The sequence below is a fragment of the Streptomyces sp. NPDC038135 genome, assembly GCF_055601245.1.
Genome location: NZ_JBVJXS010000009.1, coordinates 150,698 through 174,213, shown reverse-complemented (window position 1 = coordinate 174,213; position 23,516 = coordinate 150,698). Strand labels below are relative to the sequence as shown.

At 71.4% G+C, this 23,516-nt stretch carries 23 protein-coding genes, 7 tRNA genes and 2 pseudogenes; 17 read left to right on the top strand and 15 right to left on the bottom strand.

Translation table 11 applies throughout. From position 1 onward, the window contains the following. Window positions 1-284: 284 nt before the first annotated feature. The 3 genes from ACZ7JA_RS25905 to ACZ7JA_RS25895 all read left to right on the top strand — a co-directional run bounded on the left by ACZ7JA_RS25905 (window position 285) and on the right by ACZ7JA_RS25895 (window position 2,448). Window positions 285-461 carry a hypothetical protein gene (locus ACZ7JA_RS25905; RefSeq protein ID WP_185091440.1) on the top strand — a complete coding sequence of 59 codons (177 nt, stop codon included), beginning with the start codon at window positions 285-287 and terminating at the stop codon, window positions 459-461. 659 nt (window positions 462-1,120) lie between these two features. Further along, entirely contained in the window at window positions 1,121-2,074 is a 954-nt protein-coding gene (locus ACZ7JA_RS25900; protein WP_470810649.1) for a phosphotransferase family protein, read from the top strand. 80 nt (window positions 2,075-2,154) lie between these two features. Continuing rightward, on the top strand, window positions 2,155-2,448 hold the full coding sequence (locus ACZ7JA_RS25895) for a TFIIB-type zinc ribbon-containing protein (RefSeq protein WP_351663938.1): 294 nt from the start codon (window positions 2,155-2,157) through the stop codon (window positions 2,446-2,448). Window positions 2,449-2,505: 57 nt separating this feature from the next. Here ACZ7JA_RS25895 and ACZ7JA_RS25890 read toward each other — a convergent pair. The 5 genes from ACZ7JA_RS25890 to ACZ7JA_RS25870 all read right to left on the bottom strand — a co-directional run bounded on the left by ACZ7JA_RS25890 (window position 2,506) and on the right by ACZ7JA_RS25870 (window position 2,972). Continuing rightward, a tRNA-Val gene (locus ACZ7JA_RS25890) sits at window positions 2,506-2,577 on the bottom strand. A gap of 29 nt (window positions 2,578-2,606) precedes the next feature. Beyond that, window positions 2,607-2,678 (bottom strand) — tRNA-Val (locus ACZ7JA_RS25885). Window positions 2,679-2,714: 36 nt separating this feature from the next. After that, a tRNA-Val gene (locus ACZ7JA_RS25880) sits at window positions 2,715-2,786 on the bottom strand. A 1-nt stretch (window position 2,787) separates the two neighbouring features. Then, window positions 2,788-2,861: transfer RNA gene (locus ACZ7JA_RS25875), tRNA-Cys, on the bottom strand. 38 nt (window positions 2,862-2,899) lie between these two features. Continuing rightward, window positions 2,900-2,972, bottom strand: a tRNA-Gly gene (locus tag ACZ7JA_RS25870). A gap of 178 nt (window positions 2,973-3,150) precedes the next feature. Here ACZ7JA_RS25870 and ACZ7JA_RS25865 point away from each other — a divergent pair. From ACZ7JA_RS25865 to ACZ7JA_RS25855, 3 genes are read left to right on the top strand one after another with little or no spacing between them, the layout of a single operon-like run. Next, a complete protein-coding gene (locus ACZ7JA_RS25865) occupies window positions 3,151-4,215 on the top strand; it encodes a chorismate-binding protein (RefSeq protein ID WP_389304768.1) in 1,065 nt (354 codons plus the stop codon). Next, a complete protein-coding gene (locus ACZ7JA_RS25860; protein ID WP_351663936.1) occupies window positions 4,212-5,033 on the top strand; it encodes an aminotransferase class IV in 822 nt (273 codons plus the stop codon). Before ACZ7JA_RS25865 ends, ACZ7JA_RS25860 begins: the two co-directional genes overlap by 4 nt. A gap of 53 nt (window positions 5,034-5,086) precedes the next feature. Further along, on the top strand, window positions 5,087-5,911 hold the full coding sequence (locus ACZ7JA_RS25855) for a GNAT family N-acetyltransferase (RefSeq protein ID WP_450743915.1): 825 nt from the start codon (window positions 5,087-5,089) through the stop codon (window positions 5,909-5,911). Window positions 5,912-5,920: 9 nt separating this feature from the next. Here ACZ7JA_RS25855 and ACZ7JA_RS25850 read toward each other — a convergent pair whose 3' ends face one another. Then, window positions 5,921-6,442: a DsbA family protein gene (locus ACZ7JA_RS25850; RefSeq protein ID WP_351663934.1), complete on the bottom strand. Its 522-nt coding sequence runs from the start codon at window positions 6,440-6,442 to the stop codon at window positions 5,921-5,923. A 238-nt stretch (window positions 6,443-6,680) separates the two neighbouring features. Here ACZ7JA_RS25850 and ACZ7JA_RS25845 point away from each other — a divergent pair, with 238 nt between their 5' ends. Both ACZ7JA_RS25845 and ACZ7JA_RS25840 read left to right on the top strand, forming a co-directional pair. After that, window positions 6,681-7,136 (top strand): hypothetical protein, encoded by a 456-nt coding sequence (locus tag ACZ7JA_RS25845; protein ID WP_351663933.1) that lies wholly within the window; start codon window positions 6,681-6,683, stop codon window positions 7,134-7,136. Between the two features lie 122 nt (window positions 7,137-7,258). Then, entirely contained in the window at window positions 7,259-7,411 is a 153-nt protein-coding gene (locus ACZ7JA_RS25840; RefSeq protein ID WP_174266498.1) for a hypothetical protein, read from the top strand. Between the two features lie 75 nt (window positions 7,412-7,486). Here ACZ7JA_RS25840 and ACZ7JA_RS25835 read toward each other — a convergent pair whose 3' ends face one another. Both ACZ7JA_RS25835 and ACZ7JA_RS25830 read right to left on the bottom strand, forming a co-directional pair. After that, window positions 7,487-8,047 (bottom strand): CGNR zinc finger domain-containing protein, encoded by a 561-nt coding sequence (locus tag ACZ7JA_RS25835; protein WP_351663932.1) that lies wholly within the window; start codon window positions 8,045-8,047, stop codon window positions 7,487-7,489. 292 nt (window positions 8,048-8,339) lie between these two features. Beyond that, a complete protein-coding gene (locus ACZ7JA_RS25830) occupies window positions 8,340-8,753 on the bottom strand; it encodes an SsgA family sporulation/cell division regulator (protein WP_004002642.1) in 414 nt (137 codons plus the stop codon). A gap of 190 nt (window positions 8,754-8,943) precedes the next feature. Between ACZ7JA_RS25830 and ACZ7JA_RS25825 the strand changes: the two genes are divergently transcribed. The 5 genes and pseudogenes from ACZ7JA_RS25825 to ACZ7JA_RS25805 all read left to right on the top strand — a co-directional run bounded on the left by ACZ7JA_RS25825 (window position 8,944) and on the right by ACZ7JA_RS25805 (window position 10,712). Further along, window positions 8,944-9,405, top strand: coding sequence for a TIGR02611 family protein (locus tag ACZ7JA_RS25825; protein WP_351663931.1), 462 nt, complete (start codon window positions 8,944-8,946; stop codon window positions 9,403-9,405). Window positions 9,406-9,499: 94 nt separating this feature from the next. Next, window positions 9,500-9,571 (top strand) — tRNA-Val (locus tag ACZ7JA_RS25820). Window positions 9,572-9,795: 224 nt separating this feature from the next. Next, window positions 9,796-10,014, top strand: a pseudogene (locus ACZ7JA_RS25815) (sugar ABC transporter substrate-binding protein); the annotation flags it as partial. Between the two features lie 137 nt (window positions 10,015-10,151). After that, window positions 10,152-10,598 (top strand): SRPBCC family protein, encoded by a 447-nt coding sequence (locus tag ACZ7JA_RS25810; RefSeq protein WP_470810644.1) that lies wholly within the window; start codon window positions 10,152-10,154, stop codon window positions 10,596-10,598. A gap of 39 nt (window positions 10,599-10,637) precedes the next feature. After that, a tRNA-Val gene (locus ACZ7JA_RS25805) sits at window positions 10,638-10,712 on the top strand. A gap of 368 nt (window positions 10,713-11,080) precedes the next feature. Here the strand turns inward: ACZ7JA_RS25805 and ACZ7JA_RS25800 are convergent. The 4 genes and pseudogenes from ACZ7JA_RS25800 to ACZ7JA_RS25785 all read right to left on the bottom strand — a co-directional run bounded on the left by ACZ7JA_RS25800 (window position 11,081) and on the right by ACZ7JA_RS25785 (window position 13,946). Continuing rightward, window positions 11,081-11,734, bottom strand: a complete 654-nt coding sequence (locus ACZ7JA_RS25800) for a hypothetical protein (RefSeq protein ID WP_470810642.1) — start codon at window positions 11,732-11,734, stop codon at window positions 11,081-11,083. A gap of 248 nt (window positions 11,735-11,982) precedes the next feature. Next, window positions 11,983-12,450 carry a hypothetical protein gene (locus tag ACZ7JA_RS25795; protein ID WP_470810895.1) on the bottom strand — a complete coding sequence of 156 codons (468 nt, stop codon included), beginning with the start codon at window positions 12,448-12,450 and terminating at the stop codon, window positions 11,983-11,985. Window positions 12,451-12,526: 76 nt separating this feature from the next. Continuing rightward, window positions 12,527-12,706, bottom strand: a pseudogene (locus ACZ7JA_RS25790) (JmjC domain-containing protein); the annotation flags it as partial. Window positions 12,707-13,220: 514 nt separating this feature from the next. After that, on the bottom strand, window positions 13,221-13,946 hold the full coding sequence (locus ACZ7JA_RS25785) for a 3'-5' exonuclease (RefSeq protein WP_351663928.1): 726 nt from the start codon (window positions 13,944-13,946) through the stop codon (window positions 13,221-13,223). Window positions 13,947-14,114: 168 nt separating this feature from the next. Here ACZ7JA_RS25785 and ACZ7JA_RS25780 point away from each other — a divergent pair, with 168 nt between their 5' ends. The 3 genes from ACZ7JA_RS25780 (at window position 14,115) to thrS (ending at window position 18,072) form a co-directional block, all read left to right on the top strand. Then, entirely contained in the window at window positions 14,115-14,681 is a 567-nt protein-coding gene (locus tag ACZ7JA_RS25780) for a DUF4365 domain-containing protein (protein ID WP_351663927.1), read from the top strand. Next, complete coding sequence (locus ACZ7JA_RS25775) at window positions 14,678-15,910, top strand: hypothetical protein (RefSeq protein ID WP_470810640.1); 1,233 nt, start codon at window positions 14,678-14,680, stop codon at window positions 15,908-15,910. Before ACZ7JA_RS25780 ends, ACZ7JA_RS25775 begins: the two co-directional genes overlap by 4 nt. Before the next feature lie 185 nt (window positions 15,911-16,095). Then, window positions 16,096-18,072: a threonine--tRNA ligase gene (gene thrS / locus ACZ7JA_RS25770; protein WP_351663925.1), complete on the top strand. Its 1,977-nt coding sequence runs from the start codon at window positions 16,096-16,098 to the stop codon at window positions 18,070-18,072. Between the two features lie 28 nt (window positions 18,073-18,100). Here thrS and ACZ7JA_RS25765 read toward each other — a convergent pair whose 3' ends face one another. Next, window positions 18,101-18,760, bottom strand: coding sequence for a potassium channel family protein (locus ACZ7JA_RS25765; protein ID WP_351663924.1), 660 nt, complete (start codon window positions 18,758-18,760; stop codon window positions 18,101-18,103). A gap of 67 nt (window positions 18,761-18,827) precedes the next feature. Between ACZ7JA_RS25765 and ACZ7JA_RS25760 the strand changes: the two genes are divergently transcribed. Further along, on the top strand, window positions 18,828-19,391 hold the full coding sequence (locus ACZ7JA_RS25760; RefSeq protein ID WP_470810636.1) for an HIT family protein: 564 nt from the start codon (window positions 18,828-18,830) through the stop codon (window positions 19,389-19,391). Window positions 19,392-19,424: 33 nt separating this feature from the next. Here the strand turns inward: ACZ7JA_RS25760 and ACZ7JA_RS25755 are convergent, their stop codons facing one another. Next, window positions 19,425-21,071, bottom strand: a complete 1,647-nt coding sequence (locus ACZ7JA_RS25755) for a hypothetical protein (RefSeq protein WP_351663922.1) — start codon at window positions 21,069-21,071, stop codon at window positions 19,425-19,427. Window positions 21,072-21,281: 210 nt separating this feature from the next. Then, window positions 21,282-23,480: an elongation factor G-like protein EF-G2 gene (locus tag ACZ7JA_RS25750; protein ID WP_351663921.1), complete on the bottom strand. Its 2,199-nt coding sequence runs from the start codon at window positions 23,478-23,480 to the stop codon at window positions 21,282-21,284. Window positions 23,481-23,516 lie beyond the last annotated feature (36 nt).

Here is a 23,516-nt window from a genome sequence, read left to right as displayed (position 1 = left end):
CGAAGTGACGCGCCGACAGGTCCGGACATGACGGGACACAGCGGGCGCCCCCTCCGGGAAGACCCCGAGAGTCAGGTCCATGTCTCCACCCAGGGGAGTAGTCCGCCGGTCGCCGCTCATCCTCCGGGAGGCCCGCCAATCGGTACGAGGGCATGACGCCCACGCGGCGCCGCGCGCCTAGATTTGAGGTCAAGCGGCGGGTGGCAGCACTCGTCCCCCGAGGTCAGACACCCGCCGCTGCACGAACACAAGCGTGTACGACAGACACGGTCGGGAGAGGGACCATGGCCCACACGGCACCACGGCGCACCACGTTCGCCCCCCGCCGCACGGGCCGCCGCCACCCCTTGGTGGCGACGCTCATGGCCCTTCCCCTGGCGGCCCTGCTCCTGCTCGTCTTCGACGGCTGGGAGACGGTGGCCACACAGGCGTCGTCCGTGGGTGTGATGCTGGGGCGCTGAGCGGCGACCCCAGGCCCGGAAGAGCGGTCCGGGCGGGGACATCCATCCATGAAACCCCGTGGGGACGGGGGTGCGGCGGACGGCACGAATGCCGGCGCAGCTGGGGAGCTGCGCCGGCATTACGCCGTTCCCCCACAGAACCGCCGCCGTGGCCCCACAGCCGCATGAACGAGGACACCCGAGCCGCGTAGCTGCCGGCATGCGCGCCGCTCCGCTGCGGGTACCGGCCTCCCCCAGCTGCGGGCATGCGTGCCGCTAGGGGCGGCACGGGTGGGCGGTGGGGGTCCCCCCGCTCGAGCGAAGCCGAGAGTGGGGGAGGCACCCCGCAAGCGCGGGCAAGCGGAACCTCCCGGTCGGCACCAACACCGCCCAGCCACCCCGGCACCGTCCACCGGAATCGGCCCGCGCAGACACCGCCCAGCCGTCACAGCACCGTCCACCTGAATCGGCCCGCGCAGACACCGCCCAGCCCGAACAGCACCGTCCGCCTAAGCCGGCCCGCACAGACACCGCCCAGCCGCCCAGGCAACGCCCGCCCGCTGGGCGTGCCTGGACACCGCCCAGCCCCAACAGCACCGTCCGCCTGACCCGACCCGCACAGCCCCCCGCAGGCGTACGCTCACCCCGCACCCCCAACCCCCGAGGCCGAAACAACCCCCGTGAACCTCCTCACCGCCCTCACCGCAAAGGCCACAACCACCGCCCACCCCCACCTTCCCCCCGGCGGACCCCCCTGCCCCTGCCCGGCCACCACCCTCGCCGACCGCCCCGACGCCACCGTCGTCCGCCACGCCGGCACCGTCGCCAAGGCCCACGCCCCGGACACCGACCCCGCCGGCCTCACCCTCCGCCTGGCCGCGGCCGCCCGTGTCCCGGACGTCCTCCTGCCCCCGCTCACCCCCGCCCCCACCGCCCTGCACGACCGCCTGGTCACCCTCTGGCCGTACGGCGCCCCCGTCGACCCGGACGACCCCGACGCCGCCCCCTGGGAAGCGGCCGCCACCCTCCTCGCCCGCCTGCACCGGACCGCCCCCGGCGACGGCGTCCCCCCACCCCCCATGCGCGGTCCGGTCAAGGCCGCGGACGCCCTCGCCCGCCTGCGCACGACCCTGAGCACCACCCCCCACCCGGCCGGACCCCCGGTCCTGCGCGCCTGGACCGCCCTCCCCGCCTGGGCCCGCGCCGAAGCGCCCATGCCCGGTACCCCCGCCCTCTGCCACGGCGACCTGCACCTCGGCCAGCTCGTACGGCACCCGGCGCCCGACGGCCCCTGGCGGCTGATCGACGTCGACGACCTCGGCCTCGGCGTCCCGGCCTGGGACCTCGCCCGCCCCGCCGCCTGGTACGCCTGCGGACTGCTCCCGCCCGACGAGTGGGCCCGGTTCCTGGCCGCCTACCGCGAGGCCGGCGGACCCGCCGTACCGGCCGAAGGCGACCCCTGGGCCGCCCTGGACGTCCCCGCCCGCGCGCTCACCGCGCAGACCGCGGCCCGCGCCCTCACCAAGGCGGTCGCCGCCGGCCGCCCGCTGGACGAGGTGGAGCAGGCCCTGGTCGACGCCTGTGCCCGAATGAGTCCCGTACCCCGCCAGTTGACGCGCGGTTTCCCCGCGTAGGGTGCAACCGACCGGGGCCGCACGGAGTCTGTCCTGGGGAAACACGAAGCAGGACCTACCGGCGAGGAGTTGAGCCGACCATGCAGTGTCCGAAGTGCCATGCGCCGATGCACACCTACAACCGCAACGGCGTCCAGATCGAGCAGTGCAGCGGCTGCCGCGGCATCTTCCTCGACTACGGCGAGCTGGAGGCGCTGACCCGTCTGGAGTCCCAGTGGTCCCAGCCGGCGCCCCCGCCCCCGCCCGCCCCGCAGGCGTACCCGGCTCCGTCCGCCCCCGCCTGGGGCGCCCCGCACGGCGGCGGCCACCACGGCGGCCACTACGGCGGTCACCACCGCCACAAGAGCTTCGGCCACATGCTGTTCTCCAGCTGAGTCCGGACCACGAAGAAGCCCCCGGCCGTACGAGACGGCCGGGGGCTTCCTGCTGTGTGGACGATACTGGGATTGAACCAGTGACCTCTTCCGTGTCAGGGAAGCGCTCTCCCGCTGAGCTAATCGTCCGCGGGCTGTGACCCGTGAGTCACAGACAGTGCGCGATACTGGGATTGAACCAGTGACCTCTTCCGTGTCAGGGAAGCGCTCTCCCGCTGAGCTAATCGCGCGGGTTCGGGTCCTGCCGTACGAGCCGGCGGATCCAGTGGACGATACTGGGATTGAACCAGTGACCTCTTCCGTGTCAGGGAAGCGCTCTCCCGCTGAGCTAATCGTCCTTGGAGGTGGAGACGGGATTTGAACCCGTGTAGACGGCTTTGCAGGCCGTTGCCTCGCCTCTCGGCCACTCCACCAGGAGTGTAGGGGATCGGGACGACCCCTTCTTCCTTCGAGCGGACGACGAGGCTCGAACTCGCGACCTCAACCTTGGCAAGGTTGCGCTCTACCAACTGAGCTACGTCCGCCTGTCGTTTCGGTCCGCTCTCGCGTCCCGGCGACGTGTTGAACTCTAGCGGATTCCCGGGCCAGTACAAAAACGCGTTTGCGCAGCGTGCTGCGCTGCACCCGGCGGCTGTGGCGGCCGGCGGTTCCCGGGGTACGTCTCCCGGCCGCGATTCGGACACCAGCCCTAGACTCGACCTCGTGCTTCACCACCCTTCCGGCCCACCTCCCCTGGCCCGCTTCGGCACCCGCATCGCCACCGGACTGCTCGACGTCACCGACGATCCCGCCGCCCTGGACTCGGCCGGTTTCTGGGCGGTCTGCGCGGATTTCGAGGGCAGGCTGACCTGCGCCCGCTTCGCCGAGGTCCGGCAGGAGCCGGTGCCCGCCCCGGCGCCGGGCGCCTGGCGCGGCCCCGCGGTGTCCGACTGGACCTCCTCACTGGACCGCGCCGGGTACACCGCGGCCGTGGACCGGATCCGCGGCCACATCGCCGCCGGCGAGGTCTACCAGGCCAACCTCTGCCGGGTGCTGAGCGCGCCCGTCGCCCCCGACGCCGACGTGGACGCCCTGACCGCCCTGCTCGCCCGCGGCAACCCCGCGCCGTACGCGGGCACCGTCCGGCTGCCCGGGCACGGGGTGGAGATAGCCACCGCCTCGCCCGAGCTGTTCCTGCGCCGCGCCGGCCGGACCGTCGAGTCGGGCCCCATCAAGGGCACCGGCCGCACCGAGGCGGACCTGCTGGAGAAGGACTACGCCGAGAACGTGATGATCGTGGACCTGGTCCGCAACGACATCGGCAGGGTCTGCGCCACCGGCAGCGTGAGCGTCCCCGACCTGTGCGCCGTGGAGAAGCACCCCGGCCTGGTCCACCTGGTCTCCACGGTCCGCGGCGAACTGCGCCCGGACGCCGGCTGGCCCGAACTGCTCGCCGCCGCCTTCCCGCCCGGCTCCGTCACCGGCGCCCCCAAGTCCAGCGCGCTCCGGATCATCGAGGCCCTGGAACCCGCCCCGCGCGGCCCCTACTGCGGCGGCATCGGCTGGGTCGACGCCGACCGGGGCACCGGCGAGCTGGCCGTCGGCATCCGCACCTTCTGGATCGACCGCTCCGGCCCCGGCGCGCCCCTGCTGCGCTTCGGCACCGGCGCCGGCATCACCTGGGGGTCCGACCCCGAGGGGGAGTGGCGGGAGACCGAGCTGAAGGCGTCCCGGCTGCTCGCGGTAGCGTCGGGGCTGTACCAGGAAAGTGGAGGGGCTCTCTCATGAAGATCTGGCTGGACGGCGGACTGCGGGACATCGACACCGCCCGGGTCTCCGTCTTCGATCACGGGCTGACCGTCGGCGACGGCGTCTTCGAGACGGTCAAGGCCGTCGACGGCAGGCTCTTCGCGCTCACCCGCCACCTGGACCGGCTGACCCGCTCGGCCCGCGGCCTCGGCCTGCCCGACCCCGACCTCGACGAGGTCCGCCGCGCCTGCGCGGCCGTCCTCGAGGCCACCCCGATGCCGCTCGGCCGGCTGCGCATCACCTACACCGGCGGCCACGGACCGCTCGGTTCCGACCGCGGCGAGCACGGCCCGACCCTGGTGGTCGCCCTCGGCGACACCGCCCGCCGCCCGGACACCACCGCCGTGATCACCGTGCCCTGGACCCGCAACGAGCGGGGCGCGCTCACCGGCCTGAAGACCACCTCGTACGCCGAGAACGTCGTCGCCCTCGCCCGCGCCCACCAACACGGCGCTTCCGAGGCGCTGTTCGGCAACACGGTCGGACAGCTCTGCGAGGGCACCGGCTCGAACGTCTTCGTCGTCCTGGACGGCGAGATCCACACGCCGCCGGTCGCCTCCGGCTGCCTCCCCGGCATCACCCGCGCCCTCGTCGTGGAGTGGACCGGCGCCAGGGAGACCGATCTGCCGCTGGACGTGCTGGAGCGCGCCGAGGAAGTCTTCCTCACCTCCAGCCTCCGCGACGTCCAGGCCGTGCACCGGGTCGACGACCGGGAACTGCCCGGCGCCCCCGGTCCGGCGACCCTCAAGGCGATGCGGATCTTCGACGAGCGGTCCGGGCACGACCTGGATCCGTGACCGGCGTGGAAATTCGGCTGACCCGGGGCCGCCGAGCGGGTAGAACACCCGTGATGACGACGACCCTGCGGCCGGCCGAGCCGCTTCAGCGCAATGCCAACGGGACACGGTCCCGCCGGTACCAGGTGTGTGTGAACAGCCGCCCCGTCGGCACGCTCCACCTCGGCACCTCGGCGAACCTGGGTGACTCGGTGGCCCGCATCATCCAGGTGCGGATAGCCGAGCCGGACCGGGGGCGCGGCAGGGGGACGGTGGCCGCCCTGGCCGCCGAGGAGGTGGCCCGCGGCTGGGGCTGCACCCAGATCGAGGTCGTGGTCCCGGCGACGGCGGAGCGGGCGCTGCGGCTGGCCGGCGCCCTGGGCTACACCCTGCGCAACCGGGCCATGGAGAAGCGCCTCGGCGGCACTCCGCCCGAACTGCCTCCGGACAGCCGGGAGCGGCCGATGACCCCCGCCGAGTTCACCGCCTGGCAGGAGCACGAGGCCGCGGACTACGCCCGGATGTGGATCGAGCGGGGCGTCCCCGAGGAGGCCGCGTACGCCAAGGCCCGCAGGGACCACGAGATGCTGCTGCCCAACGGGCGGTCGACCCCGGACATGAGTTTCAGCGTCCTGGAGCACGCGGGGACCCGGGTGGGCGTGCTGTGGCTGGCCCTGCAGGAGGACAAGGCGTTCGTCTTCGACGTCGAGACCGACGAGGCGCACCGGGGCCGGGGACACGGCCGGACCCTCATGCTGCTGGCGGAGCGCCAGGCGATCGCCGCCGGCCGGCCGGTCCTCGGACTCAACGTCTTCGCCGGCAACGCCCCGGCCGAGCGGCTGTACGAGTCACTGGGCTACGAGACGACGGAGAGCGCCCTCACCAAGCCGCTGCTGTAGCCGCGCCGGTCACGCCCGCTCGGCCAGCAGCCGGTCGGCGATCTCCTCGATGCGCTCGCGCAGCCCCTCCTGGCTCTTGCCGCCGTCGAGGCGTTCACCGCCGATGACGTACGTCGGGGTGCCGGTCACGCCAATGGCCTTGCCCTCGGCCTGGTCGGCGTCGACGATCAGGATGTGCCGGCCGTCGACCAGCGCGGTGTCGAACTCCTCGGCGTCCAGACCCAGTTCCCGGGCCACCTCGACGAGGAGGGGTTCTCCCGCACGGTCCAGCTCCGCGACCCGCTCCAGCACCGCTTCCACGTAACGCCAGCCCTGCCCCTGTACGAGGGCCTCCTCGGCGGCCTGGGCGGCGGCGAAGGCGTGCTTGTGCTTCTCCAGCGGGAAGTGCCGCAGCCGCAGCTCCAGCCGGTCCCCGTAACGGGCGCGCAGGGCGCGGACGTCGTCCAGGGCGCTGCGGCAGTCGGGGCACTGGAGTTCGCACCAGACGTCGAGGACCAGGGGTTCGGCGCGGTGGGGTGAGGAGTCGCTCATGGTCACCAGTCTTCCAGGCGAGCCCTCCAGGGCCGAATCGGGCGCCGGGCCGGGGCCCGCGGCGGGCCGGGGGTCCGTCGGCGGGGCCCGCCGCGCGGAGGAGGCGACCCGGAGATCTCCCTGATCTCGGGCCTGAGCCATGGCCTCGCGGGACCGGGACGGTGCAGGATGGAACGGACGAAGCGCGCACCGAGCGGCGCCCGTCCCGCCACCCGACCGAGCCCGCCAGGAGGACCGGATGATTGCCGAGACCGTCTGCTCCGCCGTCTCCGCGGCGGGCCTGGGCATAGCGGTGGTCACCGCCTACCGCAAGCGCTACCTCTCCGCCGCGCGGATCGCGGCCTACTCCCTGGTGCCGATCGGCCTGGTGATGACCGGGATCGTCGGCTGGCTCTCCGACACCGCCTTCAGCCCCACGGCCTGGGCCGGCTTCGGCGTGCTGGGCGCGGCCTGGCTGCTGTTCGCCGGGACCCGCGCCGTCGAACGCCGGCGCGGCGGCACCCGCGCCGAGCGCAGGGCCGAGCGGGCGGCGGCCCGCGGCGCGCGGCCCGACGCGGTGGCGCCGACGGCCTCGGCCCCCTCGCTCGGGGCCGGGAAGAGCCCGGCGGCCCGGCCCGCCTCCCCGCCCGCCGGCGCGAGCTCCGGCGACGACTTCAGCGACATCGAGGCCATTCTCAAGAAGCACGGCATATGACCTGAAACCGTTCACAACCGGAACCGAGCCGAACCGTTCCGTGGGGAAAACGGTGAACACCCGGACGTGGCGGGTGTGGTGATCGCCAACGGGGTGCCGCCTGGTCCATCATCACCGGCGAGATGCTGGACACGTCAGAGAGCGAGGCCGCGCCGCCGAAGGACGAGCCGCGCGGGTGCCTCTTCGCCCTTTCCCAGCCACCGCTGATGATCTTCCTTGCGGTGATCGGGTGTCTCATCCTCATGGCTGCGCTGCACGACCTGCTGTTGCTGTGAGCCGTACACGTCCGTCCCGGCGCCACCCGCCGGGACAGGCGTCGCCCCGACGAGCGCGAGCGTCCGGCCCCGCCGTCAGCCCGCCGCCTCCTTGCGCCGTGCCCGGTACGCGGCCACGTGCAGCCGGTTGCCGCAGGTACGGCTGTCGCAGTAGCGCCGCGAGCGGTTGCGGGACAGGTCCACGAAGGCGCGCCGGCAGTCCGGGGCCTCGCAGCGCCGCAGCCGCTCCTGCTCCCCGGCGACCACGAAGAAGGCGAGCGCCATGCCGCAGTCGGCGGCCAGGTGGTCCGCGACGGACGCGCCGGGAGCGAAGTAGTGCACATGCCAGTCGTAGCCGTCGTGGTCCGTGAGACGCGGAGTGGTGCCGGCCGCGGCGACCAGCTCGTTGATCTGCCCCGCCGCAGCCCGGGCGTCCGGTGCGGCGAAGATGCCGGCGAACCGGCTCCGGACCTTGCGCACCGCCGAGAGGTCGAACTCCGACAGCACCCCGACGTCACTGACGTTGTGGCTTCGCACGAAATCGGCGAGGGCCGCGACATCCGGCAGTCCGTCCGCCGCCGCCTCGTCGTCCGGCGCGGAGTTCACCAGATCCACCACCGTGTCTAGGGCGCAGCGGGTGTCGTGGGTGATCAGCACGTTTCGCTCCCTGGCCTGGAGGTCGGGCGGGCGCCCGCCGATGCCGGCCGATAGTAGCGACAACCGCGCCCACCGCACCGGGTACCGCCCCGCCGGCGGACCGCCGGCACGGCGCTCCCGCACCCTGGGGGGTCACGAGTCTCCCACGCCCGGACGTGCGCGTACACACGCAGACGGGCGCCATCACCGTGAGCGCTCACGGTGACGACGCGGGCCTGTGCCGTATGCGGTTGTCCTGAGCCCGAGCCGTCTCCCCGAGTGGACGGCGCCGGGCGGCTTCCAGGGGCGCGACCTAGCTCTCCGCCAGGATGTGCGAGAGCTCCTGATCCAGATCGAAGTGCCGGTGTTCCGTGCCGGGCGGCACGGCGGCGTCGGTTCGCTTCAGGAAGGACTCCAGGGCCCGCGCCGGGGCCTCGAGCAGAGCCTCTCCCTCAGGGGAGCTGAGGGCGATGCAGACCACGCCCTGCCCATGACTGCGGGACGGCCAGACACGGACGTCTCCGGTGCCGGTGGGACGGTGAAGACCCTCGGCGAGGAGGTCGCGGGCGAACACCCACTCGACGGTCTCCTCGGCTCCGGTGTGGAAGGTGGCGTGCACGGCGTAGGGGTCGGCCGTGTCGTACCGCAGGCCTGCGGGGACAGGCAGGGAGGACTCGCTCGACACAACGAGGCGCAGGTGCAGCTCGCAGCTGACCGTGGTGTTCATAAGCGCCAGGGCCTTTCGCTCAGTGTGCGCTCGGGGATTCGCACGTCGGCGAAATCGACATGCCACCTACGGTGCCGTTGTAAACCCCTCTGAGGGTTTTGCGTGTCTTTAGGTAACTCTTCCGGCCGAGAACTCCTGTGAGACCTGCGACCATTCCAGTGACTGATTCACTACGGTAGGGTTTGTCTGTATGAATACGGGGAGTGACGAGCCGGGCGGCGTTGCCGTGGCCATCGACGAGGCGGACGGGATGAAGGCAGGCGAGGAGCGGGCCGAGCGGGGACTCGGCTCCAGGGCTCCGCAGTTCGTCAAGTCACGCAGAGTGCTGCACCTGAGCTGGCAGGTCGGCGTCTTCGTGATCGGCCTCGCGGTCGTCGCGGCCGGTGTCGTCATGCTGCCGCTGCCCGGCCCCGGCTGGGTGGTGATCTTCGGCGGCATGGCCATCTGGGCGACCGAGTTCGTCTGGGCCCAGCTCGTGCTGCGCTGGACCAAGCGCAAGGTCACCGAGGCGGCCCAGCGGGCCCTCGACCCCCGGGTGCGGAGGCGCAACATCACGCTGACCGTGATCGGCCTGGTGGTGATCGGCGTGCTGGCGGGGATCTACCTGTGGAAGTTCGGCTTCGTCATGCCCTGGAGGATCGAGGACCAGTGACCAGGGCCGCCGCCGGTGCGCCGGGCGCCGGCGGCCGCGTCGCGCCCATGGTCGGAGGCACCCCCTGACATGGGGTAATGTTCTTCCTGCGCCCGGGCGATTAGCTCAGTGGGAGAGCGCTTCGTTCACACCGAAGAGGTCACTGGTTCGAACCCAGTATCGCCCACCCGGATCACGGCCCACCTGCGGACAGCAGGTGGGCCGTCGTCGTTGGCGCACGCGGCCCGGCAAGCGCTGGCTGAAACGATTCATGCACGCCCCGCCGGCGACGTTGCGAGAGGGCCCGATGCCGGAACCAGCACTGATCCTGAGAGGCGTACGGCCCTGAAGACAGCCGGGGCGGTGACGATCCGTTACTCAAGGAAGACCGACTTCCGGACGGAGTAATGGTTCTGGGAGAAGTCCCGGACGCGAGTCGCCGACGGAAATCTCCTGGACGTTTTCCAAAACGCCGTCACCTTCCTCCGGAAGTACGACAAGCGCGGAATTCTCCTCGACCTCAGGCCCCAGGTGCAGGCGGGCTATCTGAGCCTGGATCACTTCCGGGCGGGCGCCACGAAGGTCGGCGGGGTCGAGGGTGGGCAACTCGGAATTCCCGTCGGCTCCAACTGCCCGCCCAGAGGAGCGATGGGGAGCGCCGTCGCACGGGCGGCGGCGCTCGTCCCCCGAGTGTGGTCCGCGTCACTCGGTGGCGCATGAGTACGGGTACTCAGATCTGCACGCGCCGCCGCGGGCAGACTCCGGCCATGGACTGGAACCACTACCGCTTCCGCACCCTGTGGCCCCTGCCCGCCCCGCCGGCCGCCGTGTTCGCCGTACTGGAGCGACCGGAGGACTACCCGCGCTGGTGGCCCCAGGTGCGCTCGGTCACCCGCCTCGACGCCGCCACCGGTGTCCTCACCATCCGCTCCCTGCTGCCCTACGACATGACGCTCACCGCCCGCGAGACCCGCCGCGACCCGGCCGCCGGCGTCCTGGAGGTGGCGCTGTCCGGCGACATCGAGGGCTGGGCCCGCTGGACCGTCACCCCGGCCGGCCAGGGCGCGCTCGCCCGCTACGACCAGGTCGTCGACGTGACCAGGCCTCTGCTCAGGCGGCTCGCCGTACCGGGCCGGCCCCTCTTCCGGGCCAACCACGCCCTGATGATGGCCGCCGGCCGACGCGGGATCCTGCGCCACCTCGAAGCGGTTTGAACCAACCCCGCACGGCCCTGTATTGTTCAGTGCGTTCCCGGGCGATTAGCTCAGTGGGAGAGCGCTTCGTTCACACCGAAGAGGTCACTGGTTCGAACCCAGTATCGCCCACCATGTCCGGTACGTCAGGGTCCTTCCTCCGTTGGGGAAGGGCCCTGTTGCGTTGGGCGCGACGACGGCCCCGCGCGCGACCGCCGGCTCCGCGGCTGCTCGCCGCCTTTCGCTCGCCTATGTGTTCGGCCATACTGCTGGCAGCGCACGTCTGCTGCCGATCACCGCGCAGCTCGGTATTCCCACATCATGGTGCAGGAAGGGAATTCATGGAGTCGCGAACCGAGGAACACAAGGTGAGGGAAGCCCCCGGAAGCGCAACGGAGTCCGAGTCTCCGGGGCTCATTGTTCAGGTTGAAGAGGTACCTGTGGCGCGTGAGCGTTGTGCGGCTGTCGGGAAGAACGGCAACAACCGCGCAGAGCTTTCCATGTCATGATTCCCGGTGCTTGAGAGCCGTTGTGTGACGGAGGAACTCCGCTGCCAGCGGCTCTCTTTCATGACCTTTGGCGATGATGCGGTCAGCCAGATCCAGAACGAGTCTGCCCACCTGGCGCGACTGCAGTCCGGCCGCCTGATCCGCTGCCCGGATTCCGAGGCGGCAGGCTTCTTCCAGATGTCCGTCGTCCAGGCGCGCCCACGCCATGTATGTCGTGTTGGAGACGATCTGGCGTCCAGTGCTGTGGGCGAGGCTGCTTTCCGCGAAATCGAACATGCGCTGCGTCTGTCCGGTCTCCCGGCAGCAATAGGCGAATTGGTTCGTCATATAGTGCTCATCGAGGAAGCTCATCCACTCCGGATCGTCGCCCTGAGCCGCCCTCGCGGCCTCCGTCCGGGCCATGATCGCTGCGGTTTTCCTGTCTCCCAGGGTGGCGTACGCCCTCGCCTCCATGGCTAAGGCTCGGGTCAGACTCGCCGGGCTGCCGCTTCGGACCGCTGAATGCACCGCCACCTGGGCGATGTTCACCGCCTCTGCCGCGTTGCCTGTGAAGGTGGCATCGCGTGATCGACAGTAGCCGAAGTGCCCTCGTTCAACTCCGCGTTCAACCGAAACTTCGAGCGGACACCCGGACCCCCGCTGTTCCATGATGCAACTTCGCAACGTCTTTCGCGGCATTAACGCGGAACCCATTCTGGGGACACAGCCCGGCGGTGGAAGCACTCCCGGACCCGTGCGGTATTCGAACGAGGTGACGCGAGCGATGCACGAGGATCAGCAGCCGAACGGAACCAACCGTCCCACGTCGCAGGAGATGACCCTGCTCCTCGTGACAGTGATGGTGATCGCGTCGACGCGGGACGCCGGCCTTCAGGCCCTTCTTCTCGAGTGGCTTCTCAGGGGCTTGAAGTTCTCACGCTGAGCAGCCCGGAGCCCTGGAGCTCCAGGACGAACGCGCGAATCAGTTCCTTGTCCACCTGCGCGCTCAGATCGGAACACAGACGTGCGAAGGTCAGCTTCCGTTGCGACATGAGCGCCCGCAGGACCACGGAAGCCGGATCCGCGAAAGTCCAGACGCGTCCCAGCGCGCCCAGGGTTGTCCGTCCCTCGGCGGTGCGCGGCACCGCCCGGGGCGCGAGCCACTCCAGCAGCGACTCGTCTCCTATGTTCTGCGGATCGGGACGCACCGCGTCGAGGTCGACCTGCGCACGACTCGCCGCGGTCGCGTCGCTGACGTAGAGGAAGCGCTCCAGACTCTCCTCGGTCAGGCGCGTCACCACCTCGTGCCGCAACTGGGCGAAGTAACGGCCTCGCTCCTGCGCGTCCGCGTGCCGGGGGATGTCCTGACGCAGCACGGCCGGCATTGATCAGGAGCGTGTCCTTCGGGCCGGACGGCGGTTCGGTATTGGCCTCGACGTCCTTGCGCATGGGCCAGTCACGTGTGCTGCCGTAGAAGTTCCACGCCTTCTGTCCGTACACCTGCAACACGATGACATCGTGGTCGTCCCAGTGGAGATCGAAACCCTCGATCTCGGACCATCCCGCGTAGGCGTTGATGATCACCCGCTCCCGGAAGACGGACTCGAGTGCGGTGGCCAGCTCGCGGATCCCGGGGACCATGTCGTCGACGGAATCCAGGACGAGCATCGCGCCGTCCCGCAACTGCCGGTACAACTCGGCCGGTTCGGGCACTTCCGCGCTGTCCGGCAGGCCCGCCTGCCGCACGTATCTCTCCCGCGGGATGATGTTCCCCTCGCGGGACAGCCGGAAGCGCGGATGGGCATGGCGGTGTTCGGAGAGCAGGGAACTGAGCTTCGTCCAGTCGAGGAGCTCCGTGAACCGGTCCGACGGTCCGGGGAAGACGGCCGTGCGTCGCCCCCAGACCTCGCTGAGGAAATCATCCGTGCTCGTCGGGGTCACCAGCGCTGCCAGATCCATGTCCGCCCCCGTGCTCATCTGCGTCAAGTGAGCCTTCTCAGGGCAGGATGGCACGCACGCTCCAGGGGGTAAACGGAGCGATTGCGCCAGGACCGGTGTCGCCATCGCCTCCAGCGGCCCGGCTCCCGGGGCTCCGGCAGGGGGCGGCTGTGCGGAAATGGCGGCGTGGCATGCCCGGTTCGCCGGCGGGCGAGGCTCACGCCGCCGCAGGCAGCTCCGGGCGCAGGGGCCAGTCCGTGTTGACTATCTCCGGCGAGCCGCTGCGGGCGAACCAGGCCTGCAGGCCCCGTGCCTGGGCCGCGTGCCAGTCGGCCTGGAGGGTGTGCAGCTCGGTGGGGGAGAGGCGCTCCAGGCGGGTCGCGAAGCGGCGGCCCACGGCGCGTACGACCTCCAGCGCGGCCAGCGCGTCCGCCGCCGCGTCGTGCGCGTCGTCCAGGTCGACGCCGTAGTGCGCGCACAGATCGGTCAGGGTGCGGCGGCCCTTGCGGTAGCGGTCCAGGTGCTTGTCCAGTACCCGCGGGTCCAGCACCCGCAGCGGGGCAGCCCGGAGCCAGTGGTCCAGCGAGGAGGCCCGGTGCCGGCGCAACTCCCGGTCCAGCAGGGTGAGATCGAACGGCGCGTTCATCACCACGAGGGGGCGTCCCATCGCCGCGTGCTCGGCGAGCTGGTCGGCTATCTCGTACATCACCGGCGCCGGCCAGCGGCCGTTGCGCTGCAGGTGTTCCTCCGTCAGTCCGTGCACCGCCGTCGCCGCCTCGGGCACCGGCACACCCGGGTTCACCAGCCAGCGGACGATCCGCGGCCGGGTGCCCGGCGCGTCCTGGACCACGACGGCGGCCGACACGATCCGGTCGGCCTCGACGTCCACACCCGTCGTCTCCGTGTCGAAGGCGGCCAGCGGCCCCTCGTACCAGCTCGTCATCGCAATGCAACTCCTCGTCCACCCAGGGCAGGTGACATCCCGTCTTCTGCCTGTTTGGTGATACCCGGGCCGTTTGCGCCGTACGCCGGAAGGACACAACAGGAGTACGGGTCTTTGCAGTTCAGCGACCCACCACGGGGAAACCCCTGGCTCGGAAGGCTGTTGGTCATGGCCATTGCGCAGCCCGAGCGGGGCGGGCTGCTGCCCGAACGCACGGGTCACCAACGCGGCACGCTCGCCACCACCGCCTGCATGGAGACACTGCAGGTCGGCTATCTGCATGCGGTCGCCGCCGCGGCCGGCTGCTCGCTGTCCCAGCCCTTCCCGGACAACGGCATCGACTGGCACGTCAGCCACAGCGCGCCCGGCCACACCGTCGACGACGAGGTCACCATCAAGGTGCAGCTCAAGTGCACCTACCAGATCGCGCCGAACCCGCCGGGCCGCTTCTTCTCCTTCACGCTCGACAACGACCACCTGCGCAAACTCGCCCGCACACCCGTCTCGGTGCACAAGATCCTGGTCGTCATGCTCGTCCCGCGGTCCCAGGACGACTGGCTGCGCGCCGGCCACGACCGGCTCGACCTGCGGCACTGCTGCTACTGGGTCAACCTCGCCGGCCGGGAGGTCACCGGCCGGTACCGGACCACCGTGCGGATACCGACCTCACGCATCTTCGACGACCGGGCGCTGTGCGAGATCATGACGCGGGTCGGGACGGGAGGCAGGCCATGAGGAGCCGTCCCCAGGAGGAACTTCCGCGCCAGGCCCGGCCGCACCCCGACGAGCCCGCGTGGCACCGGCCGCCCGACCCCGCCGCGGTCGATCCCGCCGTGCTCGGCGCCCTGCTGCACCGGCACGGCTGGCAGCGGCGCGGGGGAGCGGCCGGGCGCTACGGCCGCTGGACCCCGCCCGGCCCCGGCGGCGCCGGCACCAGCCTGCTGGTCCCCGAGAGCCGCGCGTTCCCCGACAGCGACGACCTGCTCGGCGAGGCCCTCGACGCGCTCGCCCGCAGCGACACCCCGTCCGCGCGCGAGGTGCTGATCTCCCTCGCCGTGCCCAGCGACGAGATCCGCTGGTGGCGGGACGCCCCGGGAGGACCGTCCGGGGCCGCGCCCTGGACGGCCGACGAGCACCTGCGCGGCGCCGCCCGCCAACTGCTCCTCGCCGCGGCGCTCGCTACGCGCGCGCGTGCCGGCTACCACGGCGCCCGGCACCGCTCGGCCGCCGCGACCCTCCTGGAGAGCGTGCTCGTCGGCCCCGGCACAGAGGGGCACCGGCTCACCGCCTTCGTGCCCGTGCCCACCGGCCGCCCGCTCGCCGTCCGCCTCCATCAGGCGCTGTACGCGGTGCGCGAGGCCATCGACTACCAGCGCGCCACCGGCGGCACGGACGCCTTCGACGGCGCCGTCGAGGCCGGCGCCAGCCGCGAACTGACCGACGCGCTCACCGCTCTGGTGCGCGGCACCGAGGGTGCCCGCGTCGCCGTCGCGTGGGCGCCCGGAGCCGGCGTCCCGGAGGGCTGCGCCGCCCCGGCCGAACCCGTCGAGTTCTCGCCCGGCGACCTGCCCGCCCTGCGGGCGGCCGGCGCCCGCTACCTGCGCGCGGAGCCCTCCGTACCGGTGCGGATCACCGGCGCCGTCGTCCGGTTGCGCCGCTCCGGGCCGCTCGGCGAGGGCGCCGTACGGCTGCGGGTGCTCGCGGGCGCCGACGTCCCGCACGTCCGCGTCACCCTGGGCGAGGAGGACTACCGCATCGCCGGTCACGCCCACCTCGTCGGACTCCCCGTCCGGGTGGACGGCAGGCTGGAGCGCCGGGGCGGCTTCCGCCGGCTCACCGGCGCCCGCGGGGTCGTACCCGTCCAGGTCGACGACGCCGAGCGGGACCGGCTGATGAAGTCGCTGCACGAGAACCTCGACTTCTTCGAGGAGGCGTGCGGGGAGGCGTACCGGGACGGGGACTGAGGGGACCGGGACGCTGCGGGGCGTGCCGGGACGGGGGACGGACGTGTACCGGGCCGATGAGTGGAGGCGTGCCGGGACGGGGACGGAAAGTAACCGTTTCGCGGTCGGCGGTCCCGGGTCGGTACGATCCGTTGTGCGCGCGCTCCTGGTATGGCGCCGCACCCACCTTCAGTCAGGAGAGACCGGTGTCAGACGTCCGTGTGATCATCCAACGCGATTCCGAGCGGGAAGAACGCGTGGTGACGACGGGCACTACGGCCGCCGACCTCTTCGCCGGCGAGCGCTCGATCGTCGCCGCGCGCGTGGCCGGTGAGCTGCGGGACCTCAGCCACGAGCTGTCCGACGGCGACGAGGTCGAGGGCGTCGAGATCTCCTCCGAGGACGGTCTCAACATCCTGCGCCACTCCACCGCGCACGTCATGGCGCAGGCCGTGCAGGAGCTGTTCCCCGAGGCCAAGCTCGGCATCGGCCCGCCCGTCAAGGACGGCTTCTACTACGACTTCGACGTCGAGAAGCCCTTCCACCCCGATGACCTCAAGGCCATCGAGAAGAAGATGCAGGAGATCCAGAAGCGCGGGCAGCGCTTCTCCCGCCGCGTGGTCACCGACGAGGCCGCCCGCGAGGAACTGGCCGACGAGCCGTACAAGCTGGAGCTGATCGGCCTCAAGGGCTCGGCGTCGCACGACGACGGCGCGGACGTCGAGGTCGGCGCCGGCGAGCTGACGATCTACGACAACCTGGACGCCAAGACCGGCGAGCTGTGCTGGAAGGACCTCTGCCGCGGTCCCCACCTGCCCACCACCCGCCTGATCCCGGCGTTCAAGCTGATGCGCAACGCGGCCGCCTACTGGCGCGGCAGCGAGAAGAACCCGATGCTGCAGCGCATCTACGGCACCGCCTGGCCGTCCAAGGACGAGCTGAAGGCGCACCTCGACTTCCTCGCCGAGGCCGAGAAGCGCGACCACCGCAAGCTGGGCAACGAACTCGACCTGTTCTCCATCCCCGAGCAGATCGGCTCCGGTCTCGCCGTCTTCCACCCCAAGGGCGGCATCGTCCGCCGGGTGATGGAGGACTACTCGCGCCGCCGGCACGAGGAGGAGGGCTACGAGTTCGTCTACACCCCGCACGCGACCAAGGGGAAGCTCTTCGAGACCTCGGGCCACCTGGACTGGTACGCCGACGGCATGTACCCGCCCATGCAGCTCGACGAGGGCGTGGACTACTACCTCAAGCCCATGAACTGCCCGATGCACAACCTGATCTTCGACGCGCGCGGCCGCTCCTACCGCGAACTGCCGCTGCGCCTGTTCGAGTTCGGCACCGTGTACCGGTACGAGAAGTCGGGCGTCGTGCACGGGCTCACCCGTGCCCGCGGCTTCACCCAGGACGACGCGCACATCTACTGCACCCGTGAGCAGATGTCCGAGGAGCTGGACAAGACGCTCACCTTCGTCCTCGGCCTGCTGCGCGACTACGGCCTGACCGACTTCTACCTGGAGCTGTCCACCAAGGACCCGGAGAAGTTCGTCGGCTCGGACGAGGTCTGGGAGGAGGCGACCGAGACGTTGCGCCAGGTCGCCGAGAAGCAGGGCCTGCCCCTGGTGCCGGACCCGGGCGGCGCCGCCTTCTACGGCCCGAAGATCTCCGTCCAGGCCAAGGACGCCATCGGCCGGACCTGGCAGATGTCGACCATCCAGCTCGACTTCAACCTGCCCGAGCGCTTCGACCTCGAGTACACCGGCCCCGACGGCTCCAAGCAGCGCCCGGTGATGATCCACCGCGCCCTGTTCGGCTCCATCGAGCGGTTCTTCGCGGTGCTCCTCGAGCACTACGCGGGCGCCTTCCCGGCGTGGCTGGCCCCCGTCCAGGCGATCGGCATCCCGATCGGCGACGCGCACGTGGAGTACCTGGAGAAGTTCGCGGCCGCGGCCAGGAAGCAGGGCCTGCGCGTCGAGGTGGACTCCTCCTCGGACCGGATGCAGAAGAAGATCCGCAACGCCCAGAAGCAGAAGGTGCCCTTCATGGTCATCGCGGGCGACGAGGACATGTCGGGCGGTTCGGTGTCCTTCCGCTACCGCGACGGCTCGCAGGAGAACGGCATCCCGTTCGACGAGGCCATCGCCAAGATCGCGAAGGTCGTGTCGGAGCGGGCCCAGGTCTGATCCGCACCACCCGAAGGGCCTCCGGGGATCACCTCCTCGGGGGCCCTTTGTCGCTCTCGCGGGTGAAGGTCTGCATCAGCCATGACGAGAAGGAACCCGTCACCGCGCCGAGCAGGCCGAGCCCGCAGGCCATCATCCCGGTCGCGATCACCCGTCCCAGCGGGGTCACCGGGGTGATGTCGCCGTAGCCGACCGTGCTCAGGGTCGAGGCGGCCCACCACACGGCGTCGCCGAACGTCCGCATCGTGGCGCCGGGCGCGCCGCGCTCCTGCTGGTAGACCGCCAGCGCGCCCGAGAAGCCGAGCAGCAGCGTGGACAGGCTCGCGTACGAGATCACGCGCGCGTACAGCGAGAGCCGGGGCTCGCCCTGCCGGCGCTGGACCACGTCGTACAGCGGGACGATCCGCAGCGGGCGCAGCAGCGGCAGGACGACCACGACGGTGTGCAGGAAGTGCGTGCTGACGAAGCGCAGGAACCGCTGGCCGCCGAGCCGCCAGCGCACCAGGAAGTCCGCGGCGAACAGCGCCCAGAGCGCGAGCATCACGAGCAGGCACAGGTCCCGCCAGAAGGACGCAAGGCTCACGGCCAGGACCCGGGTGGCATAGGCGGCGATGAAGATCAGCGACCCCGCGAAGAGCGGGATCTCGGTGCGCTGCTCCCAGCGGGCCGCGGGGCTGTCGTCGTCCACCGGCCCAGCTTGGCCGGTGAGAACGTTCCGGCCGCCCCGGCGACACGCCGCGAACGGGCGAAGCCATATGCTGCCTTGCATGACGAGTGAGCCGGAACAGCAGATCGGAGTGGGGACGGAGGACGCGTTCCAGCGCCTGTGGACGCCCCACCGGATGGCCTACATCCAGGGCGAGAACAAGCCGAGCGGCCCGGGGGCCGACGACGGCTGCCCCTTCTGCTCGATCCCGGCCAAGTCCGACGAGGACGGCCTGATCGTCCGCCGCGGCGAGCACGTGTACGCGGTCCTCAACCTCTACCCGTACAACGGCGGCCATCTGATGACCGTGCCGTACCGGCACGTGGCCGACTACACGGACCTGACCCTGCCGGAGACGGCCGAGCTGGCCGAGCTGACCAAGCAGGCGATGACCGCGCTGCGCACCGCGTCCGGCGCGCACGGCTTCAACATCGGCATGAACCAGGGCACGGTGGCCGGCGCCGGCATCGCCGCCCACCTGCACCAGCACATCGTCCCGCGCTGGGGCGGCGACACGAACTTCATGCCGGTCGTCGGCCAGACGAAGGTGCTGCCGCAGCTCCTCGCGGACACCAGGAAGATGCTGGCTGAGGCCTGGCCGGCGTCGGCCTAGACCCGCGGGTGCCCTCGGCTTCGAGGGCACCGGTCAGGCGTCGTACAGGTCGGCCTTCTTCGGCGTCGGGTCCTGCACCAGGCCGCTGAGCACGGACGAGCGGTTGCCGAACTTCTCGGTGTCCACGCCGTTCTCCTTCAGCACCCGGATCGCGGCCGAGTGCACCACCCGCAGCACCGGGGTGGCCGCGCGCAGCGCGTCGTCGGCCATGAAGCGGTGCCGCCACGGCTGGTCCGCCCAGGCGTGCCGCAGTCCGAAGGGCTCCGGCAGGACGAGCGAGCCGCCGAGCCACTTGAGCATCGGCGGGTACCAGTTCAGCGGGGCGCGCGCGGTGAGCCGCACCACCTCGTCGGTGGTCACCAGGGGCAGCTTGACCGTGCGGTTCTCCCAGGGCTTGAGCGACTTGGCGACCTCCTTGGTGGGCGCCGTCGGCTTCGTGGTGAACAGCGGGTTCACCGGTCCCAGGGCGTGCCCGGTCACCTCGATGCGCAGCGTCTCGTGCAGCACCGTCACCGTGATCATCATGGTGATGACGAGCTGCCCGTCCCACAGCGTCCACTGCACGCCCAGGTAGTGCCGGTCACCGCTGCCGAACTGTTGCTTGTTGCAGATGTCCTGCACGGCGTGCTGCTTGATCTGGAACGCCTCGACGTCGGTGCCCTCGGGCCGGGACACCTCCTTGGCGTTCTCCCCGATCGGTGTGACGATCCAGTGCCGTATCGACGGACGGGGGAAGCCGCCGGTGTTCAACGGGCCCCGCTCCAGCATGCGGAGCTGGTCGTGGATGGCGCGTATGACGTCCCAGCTGCGGAAGGGATGGATCTCCCGGGTGGGATCGGCGGGCTCCAGGTCCTCGGCGAGCTGCCAGGAGCCCCAGCGGGTGCCCATGCCGAGTATGCCCTTGGGTCCGGCGTAGAAGACGGAGTTGGACCGCTGCTCCGCACCGAGCCGGGCCAGCGACTGGCGCAGCTGCTCGGCCGCGGTCTCGCCCGGGGCGCGGGGCACCGCCTCCGGCACCTTGGCGCCGACGCTGCTGCCGGAGAGCAGGCCCTCCCAGCGCGCCCGCAGGTCCTGGGCGCTGCGCTCGCAGATCCGCTTGGCCCAGAACCAGCCGAGCACCGGGGCCACGACGCAGCCGCGCGCGTACCACCCCCAGAAGCCGCCGAAGGGCATCTTCAGCAGGAAGAGCGCGGCGAGGATGCCCACCCCGGTGAGCAGGACGGTGGCCAGCGTCCCGGCGCGCCTGTCGTCACGCCTGGTGACGAGCGTGCGCAACTGGAAGACCAGCAGCCAGCCGATGAACCCGGGCAGGAAGATCAGACCGCACAGCACCACGACGACGGACAGCCGGTTGTCGCGCTCGCGGCGGATGTTGTTGGCCGCGAGCGCGTGCTCCACCACCACCTGGGGCTCCGCGCCGAAGGACTGGATGAGCGGCTTGCGGCCCGGGGCGAGCATGCGGTCGACCACGGCCCGCGAGAAGGCCTCGCCGAGATTGGGCCTGAGCAGGGATATCCGGCCGGCCTTGACGGTCGACTGGTGCCATTCGTTGTCGGTCTTCTTGATGTCCTCGATCACGTTGTCCCGGTAGGCCGCCGAGGCCAGCGCGTACGTCGCCGCCTGTCCCTCGTCGCCGGAGACGGGCACCTGCGGGCCGTCCCACTCCGTACCAACCGACATTCCCGCCCCCTCGCCGCCGGTGTCGCTCCTGCGGCCTTCCCGACTTCACTGCCCCGCACACCTGTTGAACAGGCCAACCTGCCGAATCGGCATGACAACCGCACGACTTCGGCACGACGTGATCAGGTGATCAGCGTATCCGCAGCCACCGACAGCGCGCCGGTGGACGGCCGAAGCCGCCCACCGGCGCACGGAGCGGACCGGCGCGGGTCAGGGCGTCTCGCCCGCCTGTTCGCGGATCCGCTCGGCGATCTGCGGCGGCATCGGCTCGTGCCGCGCGTAGGCGCGGTCGAAGCGTGCCGTGCCGTGGGACAGGGAACGCAGGTCGATCGCGTACCGGCCGATCTCGAACTCCGGCACCTCGGCCCGGATCAGGGTCCGTCCCGAGCCCACCTGCTCGGTGCCGAGCACCCGGCCGCGCCGGCTCGACAGGTCGCTCATCACCGGGCCCACGTAGTCGTCCGGGACGAGCACGCCCACCTCGCTCACCGGCTCCAGCAGATGGATCCGCGCTCCCGCCGCGGCCTCGCGCAGCGCCAGCGCGCCCGCCGTCTGGAACGCGGCGTCGGAGGAGTCCACCGAGTGCGCCTTGCCGTCCAGCAGCGTGATCCGGACGTCGATCAGCGGATAGCCCGCCGCGACGCCCTTGGCCGCCTGCGCCCGCACGCCCTTCTCCACGGACGGGATGAACTGGCGCGGCACGGCGCCGCCGACCACCTTGTCCACGAACTCGACGCCCGAGCCGCCGGGCAGCGGCTCCACCTCGATCTCGCAGATGGCGTACTGCCCGTGCCCGCCGGACTGCTTCACGTGCCGGCCGCGGCCGGCGGCCCGCACCGCGAACGTCTCCCGCAGCGAGACCTTGTGCGGTACGACGTCGACCTGGACGCCGTACCGGCTGCGCAGCCGCTCCAGGGCGACGTCCGCGTGCGCCTCGCCCAGGCACCACAGGACCACCTGGTGGGTGTCCTGGTTCTGCTCCAGGCGCATCGTCGGGTCCTCGGCGACCAGCCGGGCCAGGCCCTGCGAGAGCTTGTCCTCGTCGGCCTTGCTGTGCGCCTGGATGGCGAGCGGCAGCAGCGGGTCGGGCATCCGCCAGGGCTCCATCAGGAGCGGGTCGTCCTTGGCCGAGAGGGTGTCGCCGGTCTCCGCGCGGCCGAGCTTGGCCACGGACACCAGGTCGCCGGCGACGGCGTGCGTCACCGGGCGCTGCTGCTTGCCGAACGGGGTGGACAGGGCGCCGATCTTCTCGTCGACGTCGTGGTCCTCGTGCCCGCGGTCCGCCAGCCCGTGCCCGGAGACGTGCACCGTCTCGTCGGGGCGCAGGGTGCCGGAGAAGACGCGGACCAGGGAGATGCGGCCGACGTAGGGGTCGGAGGAGGTCTTCACGACCTCGGCGACCAGCGGGCCGTCCGTGTCGCACGCCTTCAGTTCGCGCGGCCTGCCGTCGATCGTGGTGACCCCGGGCATGGGGTGCTCGAACGGCGTCGGGAACCCGCCGGTGATCAGCTCCAGCAGCTCCACCGTGCCGAGGCCCTGCCGGGCGCCCTCGGCGGCGGGCGCGGCGGCCAGGACGGGGAAGAACGAGCCGCGTGCCACGGCCCGCTCCAGGTCCTGGATCAGCGTCTTGACGTCGACCTGCTCGCCGCCCAGATAGCGGTCCATCAGGGTCTCGTCCTCGCTCTCGGCGATGATCCCCTCGATCAGCCGGTCGCGGGCCTGGTCGAGGTCCGGGAGCTGGTCCTCGCCTGGCTCGGACTCCTTGCGCTCGCCGGACGAGTAGTCGAACAGCTTCCGCGACAGCAGGCCGACGAGGCCCGTCACCGGAGCGTGCCCGTCGGGGCCCTCGGGGCCGCGCAGCGGCAGGTACAGCGGCAGCACGGCGTCGGGGTCGTCGGCGCCGAACGCCTCGGCGCACACCCGGGTCATCTCCTCGAAGTCCGCGCGCGCGGACTCCAGGTGCGTCACCACGATCGCCCGGGGCATGCCGACGGCCTGGCACTCCTCCCAGACCATCCGGGTCGAGCCGTCCACCCCGTCCGAGGCCGAGACGACGAAGAGGGCCGCGTCCGCGGCGCGCAGACCGGCCCTCAGCTCCCCGACGAAGTCGGCGTACCCGGGGGTGTCGAGGACGTTGATCTTGATGCCGTCCCATTCGACCGGGACCAGCGAGAGCTGCACCGAGCGCTGCTGCCGGTGCTCGATGTCGTCGTGGTCGGAGACGGTGCCGCCGTCCTCCACGCGGCCCGCCCGGTTCACCGCCCCCGCGGTCAGCGCGAGGGCCTCCACCAGCGTGGTCTTGCCCGATCCGGAGTGGCCGACCAGCACCACATTCCTAATGGACGCGGGGTGGTCGGCCGCCCTTGCCCTGCCGGCGGCTCCGGGATGTGTCTGTGCCTTGTCGCCCATGATCCTGCCTCCCGTGCACGGTGAGGTCACTGTGGG

Coding starts and splice junctions, on each gene's coding strand:
- ACZ7JA_RS25905 (WP_185091440.1), top strand. CDS start 285: ATGGCCCACACGGCACCACGGCGCACCACGTTCGCCCCCCGCCGCACG.
- ACZ7JA_RS25895 (WP_351663938.1), top strand. CDS start 2,155: ATGCAGTGTCCGAAGTGCCATGCGCCGATGCACACCTACAACCGCAAC.
- ACZ7JA_RS25860 (WP_351663936.1), top strand. CDS start 4,212: ATGAAGATCTGGCTGGACGGCGGACTGCGGGACATCGACACCGCCCGG.
- ACZ7JA_RS25855 (WP_450743915.1), top strand. CDS start 5,087: ATGACGACGACCCTGCGGCCGGCCGAGCCGCTTCAGCGCAATGCCAAC.
- ACZ7JA_RS25850 (WP_351663934.1), bottom strand. CDS start 6,442: ATGAGCGACTCCTCACCCCACCGCGCCGAACCCCTGGTCCTCGACGTC.
- ACZ7JA_RS25845 (WP_351663933.1), top strand. CDS start 6,681: ATGATTGCCGAGACCGTCTGCTCCGCCGTCTCCGCGGCGGGCCTGGGC.
- ACZ7JA_RS25840 (WP_174266498.1), top strand. CDS start 7,259: ATGCTGGACACGTCAGAGAGCGAGGCCGCGCCGCCGAAGGACGAGCCG.
- ACZ7JA_RS25830 (WP_004002642.1), bottom strand. CDS start 8,753: ATGAACACCACGGTCAGCTGCGAGCTGCACCTGCGCCTCGTTGTGTCG.
- ACZ7JA_RS25825 (WP_351663931.1), top strand. CDS start 8,944: ATGAATACGGGGAGTGACGAGCCGGGCGGCGTTGCCGTGGCCATCGAC.
- ACZ7JA_RS25810 (WP_470810644.1), top strand. CDS start 10,152: ATGGACTGGAACCACTACCGCTTCCGCACCCTGTGGCCCCTGCCCGCC.
- ACZ7JA_RS25800 (WP_470810642.1), bottom strand. CDS start 11,734: ATGGAACAGCGGGGGTCCGGGTGTCCGCTCGAAGTTTCGGTTGAACGC.
- ACZ7JA_RS25795 (WP_470810895.1), bottom strand. CDS start 12,450: ATGCCGGCCGTGCTGCGTCAGGACATCCCCCGGCACGCGGACGCGCAG.
- ACZ7JA_RS25785 (WP_351663928.1), bottom strand. CDS start 13,946: ATGACGAGCTGGTACGAGGGGCCGCTGGCCGCCTTCGACACGGAGACG.
- ACZ7JA_RS25780 (WP_351663927.1), top strand. CDS start 14,115: ATGGCCATTGCGCAGCCCGAGCGGGGCGGGCTGCTGCCCGAACGCACG.
- ACZ7JA_RS25775 (WP_470810640.1), top strand. CDS start 14,678: ATGAGGAGCCGTCCCCAGGAGGAACTTCCGCGCCAGGCCCGGCCGCAC.
- ACZ7JA_RS25760 (WP_470810636.1), top strand. CDS start 18,828: ATGCTGCCTTGCATGACGAGTGAGCCGGAACAGCAGATCGGAGTGGGG.
- ACZ7JA_RS25755 (WP_351663922.1), bottom strand. CDS start 21,071: ATGTCGGTTGGTACGGAGTGGGACGGCCCGCAGGTGCCCGTCTCCGGC.
- ACZ7JA_RS25750 (WP_351663921.1), bottom strand. CDS start 23,480: ATGGGCGACAAGGCACAGACACATCCCGGAGCCGCCGGCAGGGCAAGG.